The following is a 13,280-nucleotide window of genomic DNA, read 5'->3' as shown; positions in this document are numbered from 1 at the left end:
CCTCCTACTGACTCAACTTTCACTTTTTTGTTTGGGCTCTATTCTACAGAGTTTACCTGTAGTTTTAGGCCCAAAAAGTAACCTCATATAGCCTTAGGTTATTTACCCATGACAGTAAATTACAGTCGACTAGGGGTAGCTTGTAACCAGTTTTCTTTGGCGTATTCAGTATTTCCACAGGTAATATGTAAGGTATAAGCATGCCTAGATTTATCAGATATATTGGGAGCACTATAATGTGGTAACTCGCCATTAAATACCACCAAAGCCCCCTTTTTAACTTCTAAAGGTTTGGCGCAATCATCTTCAGGCCATGGCATATCATGCAATTGCTTTAACTCAGTTTTATCATCGGGGTAACGTAAAAACTGCTCTTTAAGAGGGATAGGCTCACCTCCAGACTGAACTTGTAAACATCCATTTTCGATAGTGGCATCTTCAACCGCAAACCAAAAGGTAATCACAGAGATAGGTTTCGTTAAAAAATAAGTCGCATCTTGATGCCAACGAATGACACCACCAATCTTGGGTTGTTTGAAAATATACATAGATTGATGAATTTGCGGTTGTTGCTGTCCTAAATCCATTGCAATCGCTTTTATGGTGTCGCTATGGCTAAAAGCGTTAAATTCTGGAGAAAGCATATGTAATCCATGACCAATTTTATTGATACTCAATGATTTAGCTTGTTTTAGCTCTCCGTTGTCATCAAAAGCGTCTTCTTCAAAAAAGCATCTGATCTTGTCACCAGAAGATAAAAAGTAGTCATCTCTGGTTTTAGTTTGATCTTGTGTTGAGAAAACAGAACGGGTCGAATTGGGGTCAAAGTCATCGACTATCTGCAGCGCAGCTTGTCTTAACGTGTCCATTTGTGTTGCAGTGAAACAATCTTCTAAAACGAGGTAACCACTTTCTTGATAGGTGGCTTTTTGGGTATTTGTTAACATGCTTAAACGCTCATGAGCTGATATAAAAAAAACGAGCAAGCAAGATGTACGATATGAAAGAAAAATTCAAGGAGGTAGCGCATTAAAGCGCATATTTACGTAGAAACTACGAAATTAATAATAGAAAACACCTGAGCAAGCTCAGGTGTTTTCCACATCAAGTAAATTAACTTTCTCTAATGATGTAATCAAAGGCTGACAACGAAGCTTTAGCCCCCTCGCCCATCGCAATAACAATCTGCTTATATGGAACCGTTGATACATCCCCAGCAGCAAATATTCCAGGCGTGGTAGTGTGACATTTCTCATCAATAATGATTTCACCATGCTTAGTTCTATCAACTACACCGTCTAAAAATCCACTATTTGGTACTAAACCTATTTGAACAAAAATTCCCGATAAAGCTTGCTCTTTCACTTCACCAGTCACTCTGTCTTCGTATGCAAGAGCGACGACTTTCCCATCGTTAGCAATCACTTCTTTAGTCGCTACATTTTTAATAATGGTAATTTTGTCGTGAGCTTCTGCTTTATCAACCAATACTTTATCTGCTTTAAGGTCAGGTAAAAACTCAAATACAGTAACGTGGTTTACCATTCCTGCTAAATCAAGTGCAGCCTCAATACCTGAGTTGCCACCACCCACGACGGCGACATCTTTGCCTTTAAAGAATGGACCGTCACAGTGCGGGCAATACGCTACACCAGAACCTACGTTTTCTTTCTCACCGGGTATGCCTAGCTCTCTCCATTTAGCACCGGTGGCGATGATAACGGTTTTAGACTCGATCACTTCACCACTGGACAAATACAGAGTCTTGGGTGCTTTACTGTTATTTACATCATGTTCGATTTTATCAACACGTAAAAATTCTTTAATATTGATGTCATAGTCGCTCATGTGAGCTTGCATGTTACCCGTTAGCTCTGTACCAGTGGTTTTAGGCACAGATATTAAGTTTTCTATACCTACCGTATCTTTAACTTGCCCCCCGATACGATCTGCAATCATAGTGACATTCAAACCTTTACGAGCCGCATAAATTGCTGATGCCACACCGGCAGGGCCAGCACCAATAACGGTTACATCTTGTAAAGGTAGTTGCTCAGAACTGTCTCCGTTAACTATATCAGGAAAGCGTTCAATTAATTTATCAACCAATTGGGCGGTATCTATTTTACCATTAGCAAATAGCTCGCCGTTCAAGTAAACACTTGGCACACCTTGAATGTTGCGCTCTTCAATTAACTCTTGGAATAAACCGCCGTCTATCATCTCAGAACTAACTTGGTCATTTAACAATGCAAACTGATTTAAAGATTGCACAACATCAGGACAGTTATGACAGCTCAAAGAGATAAATACTTCAAAGTGTAGTTTCTCTTGAATTTTTTCAATCATGCCTCTTAAGGTCTTATCAAGCTTAAGCTCCGTGCCTGAGGATTGTAATATCGCTAAGATAAGCGAGTTAAATTCATGGCCGCTCGGAATACCAGAAAAATGAATACCATTGTTTTTACCCTCTACTTCTAAGTAAAAAGTAATAGGGCTACGTAAATTTTCATCACGCTCAACTAAAGACAAATTATCTGAAACTGAACATAACTGAGTTAAGAACGCTTTAAGCTCTGAACGTTTTTCTTGTTCACCCGTTTGTAAAACAAGTGATACCTTATTCGTCATATTTTGAGTATAAGATTTTAGTGCATTTAAAATATCGTTACTTAACATAGTGCTACCCTTTGATTTTAATTGATGAAAGCTTATGTGCTTTCGATGTAGGTATATTAAGGAACACACTTTGATTAATAAAATTAATAAAATCTAAGTTAACATTCTAAAATACTGAACATTGTGATGAAAGTTACGATATATGAGTGACTTTGAAATAGTAAACTGAAATGTCAAAGTTACTGTTTTGATTTATTACAGGCACAAAAAAAGCGAGTTAATAACTTGCGTTGTCAACTCGCTTTTAAAGGGGTTAAAAATTGTCTAGTTACACTTAGATTTTACCAACTAAATCTAGGCTTGGTGTCAATGTAGCTTCACCTTGTTCCCAAGCAGCTGGACATACTTCACCGTCGTTTTCACGAACATATTGTGCAGCTTTAACATTACGTACCATGTCTTTAGCACTTCGGCCAATACCACCCGCATGAATGTGTGCAACTTGGATAACGCCATCAGGGTCAGCTAAGAAAGTACCACGGTGCGCCATGTGATCTTCTTCTATCATTACGTCAAAACCACGTGTAATAGTACCTGTTTGGTCACCAATCATTGGAAATTGAATTTTTCCAATTGCATCTGAAGAGTCGTGCCATGCTTTATGAGAGAAATGTGTATCAGTCGATACTGCATATACTTCAACACCTAGCTTTTGAAGTTCTTCGTACTGGTTAGCCATATCTTCTAATTCAGTAGGACAAACAAATGTAAAATCTGCTGGGTAGAACAAGAAGATTGACCACTTACCTTTTACGCCTTCTGATGTAACTTCAACAAACTCGCCGTTATGGAATGCTTGAGCAGTGAATTCTGGTATAGTTTTGCCGATTTGAGCCATTTGTATTTCCTCGTTTATTTAGTTTGTTAACTCTATAAGTTAGTCAGTTTCCAAAAGCATGTTTGCTTTCGATGGGGGTATATTAGATGGAAATTATAAATTGGTAAATTTGGTTAAATTGATTATTACGTTCACTTAAATAGAATAATGAAGCGCCCTAATTAGAGTAGCAAACTGAATAAAAAACTAGTCAATTCTAAAATACTGGTTAAAATCAACATTACGTTCGATAAAATAAATAATTAGAAGTATGATTTCACTTAAGCAATTACATTACGCACTAGCCGTTGAAAAAACCCTACACTTCAAAAAAGCGGCAGAAATGTGCAACGTATCCCAGTCAGCACTCAGCACCGCTATTAATGAGTTTGAAAAACAACTTGGTTTCTCAGTATTCGAGCGCAATAACAAGCATGTATTAGTGACTGGAGACGGCCAACCCATACTTGATAAAGCTAAAAAAGTTAAATTAGAATTTGATGAGCTCTTACTGTTGTCACAAAGTAACAAAGAACCTTTTTCTAGACCTATGACGATTGGCGTTATACCTACTATAGGCCCCTACTTGTTACCTAAAGTCTTACCTGAAGTTCGCAAGCAGTACCCCAACTTCAAACTCAGAATTCAAGAAGATCAATCTCACATATTAGTTGATAAGCTCAGAGCAGGTGAAATTGACGCTGCAATACTCGCTCTACCTTACCCAATTGAAGGGCTGATGGGGTTCGATTTTTGGCAAGAAGACTTCTACTGGGTGTGCCATAAGGATGAACGCCCCTCCAAAGTTAATGAGATCACTAGTGAAGAGCTAGAAATTGATAAACTAATGTTGTTAAAAGATGGCCATTGTCTAAAAGAGCATGCTCTAGCGGCTTGTAGTTTACAAAACAAAAAACAGGACACTGATTTTGATTCAGCAAGCTTGCATACCTTGATTCAGATGGTGGCGGGAAAGTTAGGCACGACTCTAGTACCGCAAATGGCTTTAGACCAACTCACACACAATGAATCAGAGTTAACGGCCATTCACCTCAATGAACCAGGCCCTCATAGAACAATTTCATTAGTCATCAGGCCTAATTACGTGCGAACCAATGAACTGAGCATTCTAAAGGATATCTTTACAAAACAGCTCAGCCAAAAATGTGACGGCAATTAGTTCTATTTTTCAGAACAATATAATCAAAACAATTAAATATACTGAACAAAGAATAAAAAGCACAATGGTTTTGTCTTAACTCAACCAGGTAAATACCATGAAAAATATATTCAATAAATTAGGTGTTAGCTTTAGTTTATCTAGAGCAAAAAAAGAAGTGATACAGTGTAACTATTTAAACAACTATTATGGTGATCAATATTGCCAAAAAAAATAACACCTTGAGTGTCTTAATAACCGTATTCAATTAAAAGCCGTCTGTACCGACGGCTTTTAAGATCTAGAGTCTGACCAATTAATTGTGGATCTCGCCAACCTTTTAGGATTTTTTTGCGTCTAAGTATTCAATCGATCGAATAAAACTATAACTATCAGTATCTTATATTATTGGCACAAGCACTGCTTAACATAGTAAATATTGAATTTATCGCTAAACAACAAGGAATAACATGAACATATCCCGTTTAACTCTAGCAGCTGTTTTAAGCACTTTATTGATTTCCACATCGAGTTGTATCATCCACGTCAATGGACATGGTGACAAGCCAGACAAAAGTAGCGTTTTTGGTGGTTTTGATATTGCTGAAGACCGTCAAGTTGGTGATTTGTCCTCAGTAAATGGTGAAATAGAGCTACAAAATGGAGTCATTGCTAATGACGTCAGTACCGTCAATGGTGGGATAAAGTTAGGAAAGAATGTTCAGGTATCAGATGTATCCACAGTTAATGGCAGCATTAAAGTAAAAGAAAACTTAAACGCCCTAGGTGATATCAGCACAGTGAATGGCAGTATTGAGTTGCTAGAAAACAGCAAAGTGAGTGGCGACCTATCCACTGTTAATGGCGACATAGTAATACTAGACACGCAGGTAAGTGGCGATATTGAAACCACCAACGGCGACGTAACACTCACGCTAAATACAATAGTTGCAGGAGATATAATATTTGAATCTACAAATGACAAGAGTTGGTGGGATAAGGAAGACAATAACAATGATCGTACCCCTCCCACTTTAACAATTGATGGCTCATCTGTGGTAGAAGGTAAAATTATTTTAAAACGGAAAGTTATCTTGAATATTGAAAATGCCAACCTACTAAAAAGAGTAGAAGAGCGATTCTAGAGATAAGTGGCCTTAAAGATACATCAGACTCTTAAATAAAAGACAATTTAATACGGCTTAACGACTAAGTCGTATTGTTTTATTTTGTAAAAAGATAACCCACCAAATAGCCAGACTTACCAGCTATTCTGCCTATAACAGGGAAACCACCCAAAGTGCTCCCAATAGTTTCTGATTAAGGCTTGCCTGCTTTTGTAACTGTAATAAGGTGAATTCAGGCCCTGTAGATCGATTTTCAAAAGCTTTACTCAATACCATTACATTATCTTCAGGCAATAAAAAAGCCGCTTAATTACTTAAGCGGCTTTGATATATGGCGTCCCCAAGGGGATTCGAACCCCTGTTACCGCCGTGAAAGGGCGGTGTCCTAGGCCTCTAGACGATGGGGACAAAAACTTCGTGTATCGAAACATGTTTCGATAAGTTTTTGTATGGCAAGATGAGCCTGCGAATCGCGCGACCTAACTTTTGATGCTCTACAAAAACGAAACTTCTATCAAACTATTTATTAACTGGCCTAGGTGGTAGTTAATAATCCTTGTTTTCAAACTTAAGTTAAATCATTTAACTTAATCAATATGGCGTCCCCAAGGGGATTCGAACCCCTGTTACCGCCGTGAAAGGGCGGTGTCCTAGGCCTCTAGACGATGGGGACAAAAAACAGTTTTCGGAAACATGTTTCCGATGCTTTTGTAAGGCAAGATCAGCCTGCGAATTGCGTGACCTAACTTTTGATGCTTTACAAAAACACTAAATTCTTGTCTATCATTCTGTTTACTGGCCTAGGTGGTAGTAAACAACTCCTTGATATTGGTGGAGCCAGGCGGGATCGAACCGCCGACCTCTTGCATGCCATGCAAGCGCTCTCCCAGCTGAGCTATGGCCCCTAACTTATCGTTTGGCTTTCGCCTTTCTTAATAAGTAGGTGTCATTCCGTGACAGCGGGGCGCATTCTAGGCATCTGCCCTTTTCATGTCAACGCTTTTTTTAAGAATTTTCTCTGTTTGCTATATATTCCAGCGCTTTGGTTATACGTTGCTCAATTTGAGTAGGTTTTAACAGGTTTAAAGTTAAATCTAAAGAAGGCGAATTTCCAGAACCGGTAGCCGCAACACGCAATGGCATACCCACTTTCCCCATACCAACCTCTAACTCTTCAGCCGTTTCATTGATTGCATTATGGATAGACTCTGTACTCCACTCAGTCAACGCTGCTAATTTAGATTGAACAAGCACTAGTGCATCTTTTGCAACCGGGCGTAAATGCTTTTTAGCCGCTTTTGCATCAAAAGATTCATACTCTTGATAAAAATAAGCACTTATCTCAGCTAGCTCTTTCAGAGTTTTAACTCTATCGGCTTGAATTTCAATTACCTTTTCTAAAGCAGGACCTTGACTCAAATCGATGTTTTGTTGCTCAAAGTGCCATTTAGCATGCTCTGCTACTTCAGTTGCTGGCATAGTTTTAATGTAATGCTGATTTAACCAAATTAGTTTATCAGTATTAAATGCAGAGGCTGACTGGCCAATCGCATCCAAAGAGAAAAGCTCTATCATTTCTTCTTTTGAGAAAACTTCTTGATCACCGTGAGACCAACCTAACCGCACTAAGTAATTTAATAACGCTTCTGGTAAATAACCATCATCTCTAAATTCCATTACACCTACAGCATTGGTGCGCTTTGATAATTTTTTACCGTCATCACCCAAAATCATAGATACGTGAGCATACTCAGGGATCGGCGCGCCAAGCGCTTGTAATATATTAATTTGTCTAGGGGTATTATTAATATGGTCTTCACCACGTACAACATGGCTAATCCCCATGTCCCAATCATCTACAACCACACAGAAGTTGTAAGTTGGGGCGCCATCGGTGCGACGAATGATTAAATCATCTAATTCATTGTTAGCAATTTCAATATCGCCTCGTATATGGTCCTTAATAACCACACTGCCCTCTTGAGGGGTTTTAAAACGAATTGCATAAGGCTGATCAACAGGGTGATCGGTACGGTCTCTCCACGTGCCTGGATAACGAGGTTTTTCACCATTAGCCATTTGCTGCTCGCGAATCGCATCGAGCTCTTCAGCAGGCATAAAGCACTTATAAGCTTTTCCTTCGGCTAGCAATTGATCAATTAATTCATTGTAACGGTCAAAGCGCTCAGTCTGATAGAAAGGACCTTCATCCCAATCTAAACCTAACCATTGCATTCCTTCTAGAATTGCATCGATTGCAGCTTGGGTTGAACGTTCTATATCTGTATCTTCAATACGAAGTACAAACTTTCCACCTTTGCTTTTTGCGTATAACCAAGAATAAAGCGCAGTTCGTGCGCCGCCAACATGTAAATAGCCTGTAGGGCTAGGAGCAAATCGTGTTACCACTGTCATTGAAAAAACCTATTGAAATAATTGGGCGCATTTTATCAGTCAAAGAATGAAATTTACATAATGATTAAAGTAATTATGTGATTCCCTTCTTTTAACTCTACTCGAAACTAAAATATGATTATTTTTTCATCGACAACAGCAGTTTTCACTATGAAACGAACACTTTTCAGCCATACAAACAATAATTTTCATTTTAATGTTGACAGCTTAAAGCTCATACCTATAATAGCGCTCCACTTACTGACGTCAGGTCAGCAAGTCACTGGTTCAAACCAGTATAAACATATTCGGACGCTTAGCTCAGTTGGGAGAGCATCGCCCTTACAAGGCGAGGGTCACTGGTTCAAGCCCAGTAGCGTCCACCACATTACAATTGTTATTGGTGATTTATCTGTAACATATATTGACGCTTCGCTCAGTTAAAAAAGTCAGAGCATCGCCATTCTTACTACGAGAAACGGCAAAGGTCACTGGTTCAAGCCAGTATAAATATATTCGGACGCTTAGCTCAGTTGGGAGAGCATCGCCCTTACAAGGCGAGGGTCACTGGTTCAAGCCCAGTAGCGTCCACCACATCTAAGCCCTAAGTAATTATTTTACTTAGGGCTTTTTCATTTCTAGTACTCTGTCAAACCTATTTATTTTCAATTACCTCAAAACTTACATCAGCGATACATCGCCGTTCTTTTCAAAGCATGAGCCGAGGTGGTTCAAGCCCAGTAGCGTCCACCACATTAAGCCCAAAGTAACTAGTTTACTTTGGGCTTTTTACTTTCTGTAACTCAGAAAAAGCCTACCCTGTCATTTTGAACACAAGTTCACTTAGCGATGCATCGCCGTTCTTTTCAAAGCATGAGCCTGAGTGGTTCAAGCCCAGTAGCGTCCACCACATCTAAGCCCAGAGTAATCATATTACTTTGGGCTTTTTTATTTCTAGTGAGAAACGTATGCGCCATTATTTATATTATTGATTAACAAATCACTCTGGGCTTATTAATTGTTCTTAAAATATCCTTTTAATTTCCTTATTTATGTTTTTAGGCCTTATTATTTTGGTAAAAAATACGATAACCTTTAAAGATATAAGGAAAATCAGTTTTTAATGAATTTACAACTCGCACAAAATACCAAAGTTCTTATCGTTGATGATCAAGCTTTAGCTAAAGGATATATGAAGTATTCTCTCGAAGAGCTAGGGTTTAACGATATTAGCTATGTAGATAAAATAAATCTTGCACTGACCACCATTCGTAGTCAGCGGTTTGATTTAATTATCTGCTCCTATAATTTAAAACGGGAGCAAGATGGATACTATTTTTACGATGAGATAAAAACTAACGGTGAACTCCCCCTAAGCACGGCCTTCGTTTTTATCAGCGCTGATACCAACTCCGATTTAGTACAAAGTATTATCGAGTTACAACCGGATGACTTTTTAGCTAAGCCCTTCACGGTCAAAGATTTAGATCGCCGATTAAGTCGTGTATTAACTAGAAAAAACGTTTTACACAAAGTGTATTTATGTATCGAGAAGCACGATTATACCCGCGCATTATCTGAAGTAGAATTATTTCTAGCCAATCCTAAGCATTCTGAATTTTTCCCTCTTGCCCTTAAAATTAAAGGTGAAATGCTAACAGCTTCGGGTAAGTTTCTTGAGGCTAAAGAATTTTATCTTGCAGTCTTGAAGGTACAAACATTTACTTGGGCTCAATTAGGTTTAGTGAATAGTCATTTACATTTGGATGAGGATGAGGAGGCTGAAAAACTAGTGTTACGTTTAGCCTTTAAACCCGATTCACAATTAGCCGCATACGACTTATTGACGGCATTGCAGATAAAGCAGAACGATTTTGAAACCGCTTTAGAATGCGTCATCATGGCAACCGAAGTTTCTCCTAGGAGTATTCGCAGACATAAAACGGCTATGGATTTATCTCGAATTACACACGACTATGAAACTCAGTTTGAAGCCGCAAAAAAGATTGTTCGATTTGCCAAAAACTCTATTCATGATAAACCAGAAAATTACCTAAACGTTGCCAGAGCAGGTATTGACTATGCTATGACAACAGATGCCGCTGATACTGAACGTTTAATCAAACAAGCAAATGAGTATGTAAAACAATTTAATCAGGCTTTCCCTAAAGCGGAAATGGACGAGCAAATCAAAGTCATCAACGCTAGATTATTTTACCTTGAGGATGAAAAAGACAATGCCTTAGCGTTACTAGACCAGTTAGATGAAGATAGTTGGGATAACGAAGGGCCTGATGCCTTGTTAGACAAAGCTAAAATTCTCCATGATTTAGGGTTACACGAAAGGTCACAAGCTATTCTTGAGCAAATAGAGGTCCTATGTAAAAGCGACCCTGATCAGGGAGAAATATTTTTACACTATATCAATCAAGAAAAACAAGAAAAGTCGACGATTAAGCATAGTTCTAAAGATTTAAACAACACTGCAGTAGATCATTATCAGAAGGGAGACTTAGAAAAAGCAATAGAAATCTTTACGCAAGCCTTTACTATCATGCCTAAAAACACCTCTATTGCACTAAATCTTATGCAAACTATCTCATCAAAAGCGGCAAAATTTGGTTTACCCTCAGTATCAAGCAAACTATTGAAAAAATGTATTACTGCCATTGAGAACGGTCAATTAAATCAATCTCAACAGGAACGTTACCACAAGATACGCACCAATTTAGATGCGATGGAATAAAGGTGTTCCCTAAGTAACTTTCAAAGAAACATTAAAGCGGGGCGCCCTATAAATTTCGTTCTCGACTATATTCGACAATATATCTATTGCATGCCATACCTCTTCAAAAGAAGTGTAGAGTGGCGTAAAACCAAATCTCAAAATATCAGGTGCTCTAAAATCAGCTATGACCCCCTTTTCAATCAAAGCCTGGCAGATAGCAAACCCATGCTCGTGTGCAAAAGCCAACTGACTCCCCCTATGTTCAGCAGTGTCAGGTGAGCACAACTGAAGCCCTTCTAAGCTTTCTTTCTGCCTTACAAGTTCAAGACAAAGATTACCTAAAGCTTTGGACTTACTTCTGATTTGCAGCATGTCTACAGCTTGCCAAACATCAAGTGCTGCATCTAACGCACTCATACCAATAATATTAGGGGTACCAGATTGAAATTGACTAATATTTTCCGCTGCTTGATACCTGGGGTCAAAATCAAATGGCTTTGCGTGGCCCATCCAACCAGACAAAGGTTGTTTCACTCTAGTTTGATGTCGTTTGGCTACATACAAAAATGCTGGAGATCCAGGGCCACCATTTAAGTACTTATAGCCACAACCAACAGCAAAATCAGCGTTACATTTATCCAATTCAATAGGTAACGCACCTGCACTATGGGCTAAATCCCAAATGACTAAGATACCTTTTTCATGGGCAAGCTTTGTCAGCTTTTCCATGTCCAATAACTTACCGGTTCTAAAATTCACTTGTGTCAATAGCAAAACGGCCACTGATTGATTCAGACTTTGCGCTATTAAATGCTCTTCAACTAATTCAAGCTCACATAAATTTTCACCCAATAAGTCTGTTACCCCCTGAACCATATATAGGTCGGTTGGAAAGTTGTCTTTTGTAGATAATACCTTGGAGCGTTTCTCATTAAGCTGTAATGCGCTACATAATAGCTTGAACAAATTAACAGATATTGAATCACAACAAATCACCTGCCCTACGTCTGCACCAATAAGCGGAGCTATTTTTTCACCAACGGATATCGGTAAATCAATCCAAGCATGATGATTCCAGCTCTTGATTAAATCATTCCCCCATTGTTGGCTAACTACCTCTGATACTCTTTTTTGTACAGACTTTGGCAATGCCCCCAATGAATTACCATCCAAATAAATAGTATGACTTGGGAGGTCGAATTCAAACCGCTTTGAGTAAAGGGGATCTGCTTTATCTAATGCTTTTACTTCTTCAAAAATCATTTACTAAGCTCATTTAAATAAAATGTAAGGGTTTTAAAGGCTTCTGAACCTGGGTGGATCCAATCAAAATGCCCTACTCCATCTAACATTATGACTGTTCGGTTCAGCTTTTCTAAATTAAAAGCAGGCACTATATTGTCTTGAGTACCCTGCAATAAGACAGTAGTAAGATGTAATGGCTGTCTACTTGGGTTGGCTAATATATATTGCTGAGGCTTGTCTTTAGGCATCCCCCCCATAAAATCTTTGGTAACTGTTTGACAGCTATTTGAACCACGGGCGTATTCTTCTATATCGTTAATCGCCGCTAATCCAATCACTCCTTTTAACTCGCTCATTGCTCCACCTGCAAGCAAAGCTAAATGTCCACCAGCTGAGTGCCCAACTAAAACAGAGTTAGCCAGTTCGAACTCTTCGTTTCTATATTGAGCTGAAGCAAGGATCCCTGCTTTAATATCATCATATGTACTCGGCCAACCACCACCTAGATCACCAGTACGACGATATTCTACAGACCAGACATTAAAACCAGCCTGAGCTAACCCCGTACTTAAAGCGTAAGTGTGTTGAATATCGTAAGCACTTAGCCAACAACCACCATGAATCAAAACCACTAAAGGGCGCTTAACAACTTGCCCTGCGACTCTAGCTTCCCAAAATAATGCATATTGCTGAGGATTTGGCCCATAAGATATTTTCGCATCGGCAGTTGAGAAAGGTAACTCCGCGACTTTTGAGTAAGCTAGGTTATTTTCAACCGTTGGGAATGTGATTAGAGGCTTTGATGCAATTGTAAGAAATGAAACTAGCGTTAAGCTAAGACCCGCTAGGGTATTCAATAAAAGTGTCGTCATTAAATATTTGCTCAATCTTTAGATTATTTCAATAATCAATCATTTAGCAAAAGATTAAAAGACTTATACAAGACCTTACTTAAATGAAAGAATTAACTCTTGAAGGAGAATAAGTAATGTAAGAGATTTAAGATTCTGCATAATGCACCGAAAAGGAAATGTGGCGAACTTTATATGCAAAGATATTGGTATAAAACAACCCCCTCTATTTACCAAAATCCATAAAAATATTTCACCACACTCACTAAAAAATCTCCAA

Annotated in this window: 9 protein-coding genes and 5 tRNA genes; 5 read left to right on the top strand and 9 right to left on the bottom strand. The window is 38.6% G+C overall.

What is annotated here, in order from left to right; all coding sequences use genetic code 11:
• Window positions 1-119: 119 nt before the first annotated feature.
• The 3 genes from ABJE44_RS04205 to ahpC form a co-directional block, all read right to left on the bottom strand.
• Window positions 120-947: a phytanoyl-CoA dioxygenase family protein gene (locus ABJE44_RS04205; RefSeq protein ID WP_348111156.1), complete on the bottom strand. Its 828-nt coding sequence runs from the start codon at window positions 945-947 to the stop codon at window positions 120-122.
• Between the two features lie 166 nt (window positions 948-1,113).
• Window positions 1,114-2,679, bottom strand: coding sequence for an alkyl hydroperoxide reductase subunit F (gene ahpF / locus ABJE44_RS04200; protein ID WP_348111157.1), 1,566 nt, complete (start codon window positions 2,677-2,679; stop codon window positions 1,114-1,116).
• Between the two features lie 274 nt (window positions 2,680-2,953).
• A complete protein-coding gene (gene ahpC, locus ABJE44_RS04195; protein ID WP_133468597.1) occupies window positions 2,954-3,517 on the bottom strand; it encodes an alkyl hydroperoxide reductase subunit C in 564 nt (187 codons plus the stop codon).
• Window positions 3,518-3,767: 250 nt separating this feature from the next.
• Between ahpC and ABJE44_RS04190 the strand changes: the two genes are divergently transcribed.
• Window positions 3,768-4,676: a LysR substrate-binding domain-containing protein gene (locus ABJE44_RS04190; protein WP_348111158.1), complete on the top strand. Its 909-nt coding sequence runs from the start codon at window positions 3,768-3,770 to the stop codon at window positions 4,674-4,676.
• Between the two features lie 449 nt (window positions 4,677-5,125).
• Window positions 5,126-5,800: a hypothetical protein gene (locus tag ABJE44_RS04185; RefSeq protein ID WP_348111159.1), complete on the top strand. Its 675-nt coding sequence runs from the start codon at window positions 5,126-5,128 to the stop codon at window positions 5,798-5,800.
• Window positions 5,801-6,114: 314 nt separating this feature from the next.
• On the opposite strand, the gene ABJE44_RS04180 is transcribed toward ABJE44_RS04185, so the two are convergent.
• From ABJE44_RS04180 to gltX, 4 genes are all read right to left on the bottom strand, one after another.
• A tRNA-Glu gene (locus ABJE44_RS04180) sits at window positions 6,115-6,190 on the bottom strand.
• Window positions 6,191-6,379: 189 nt separating this feature from the next.
• Window positions 6,380-6,455, bottom strand: a tRNA-Glu gene (locus ABJE44_RS04175).
• Between the two features lie 156 nt (window positions 6,456-6,611).
• Window positions 6,612-6,687: transfer RNA gene (locus ABJE44_RS04170), tRNA-Ala, on the bottom strand.
• 100 nt (window positions 6,688-6,787) lie between these two features.
• Window positions 6,788-8,197, bottom strand: a complete 1,410-nt coding sequence (gltX, locus tag ABJE44_RS04165; RefSeq protein WP_348111160.1) for a glutamate--tRNA ligase — start codon at window positions 8,195-8,197, stop codon at window positions 6,788-6,790.
• A 289-nt stretch (window positions 8,198-8,486) separates the two neighbouring features.
• Between gltX and ABJE44_RS04160 the strand changes: the two genes are divergently transcribed.
• The 3 genes from ABJE44_RS04160 to ABJE44_RS04150 all read left to right on the top strand — a co-directional run bounded on the left by ABJE44_RS04160 (window position 8,487) and on the right by ABJE44_RS04150 (window position 10,922).
• Window positions 8,487-8,562, top strand: a tRNA-Val gene (locus tag ABJE44_RS04160).
• 132 nt (window positions 8,563-8,694) lie between these two features.
• Window positions 8,695-8,770 (top strand) — tRNA-Val (locus ABJE44_RS04155).
• Between the two features lie 529 nt (window positions 8,771-9,299).
• On the top strand, window positions 9,300-10,922 hold the full coding sequence (locus ABJE44_RS04150) for a response regulator (RefSeq protein WP_348111161.1): 1,623 nt from the start codon (window positions 9,300-9,302) through the stop codon (window positions 10,920-10,922).
• Window positions 10,923-10,931: 9 nt separating this feature from the next.
• Here the strand turns inward: ABJE44_RS04150 and kynU are convergent, their stop codons facing one another.
• Window positions 10,932-12,167: a kynureninase gene (gene kynU / locus ABJE44_RS04145; RefSeq protein WP_348111162.1), complete on the bottom strand. Its 1,236-nt coding sequence runs from the start codon at window positions 12,165-12,167 to the stop codon at window positions 10,932-10,934.
• Entirely contained in the window at window positions 12,164-13,021 is an 858-nt protein-coding gene (locus ABJE44_RS04140; protein WP_348111163.1) for an alpha/beta hydrolase, read from the bottom strand. Before ABJE44_RS04140 ends, kynU begins: the two co-directional genes overlap by 4 nt.
• Window positions 13,022-13,280 lie beyond the last annotated feature (259 nt).

The organism is Paraglaciecola sp., assembly GCF_039942875.1.
Lineage (GTDB): Bacteria > Pseudomonadota > Gammaproteobacteria > Enterobacterales > Alteromonadaceae > Paraglaciecola.
This window is presented reverse-complemented; position numbering and strand designations above follow the sequence as displayed.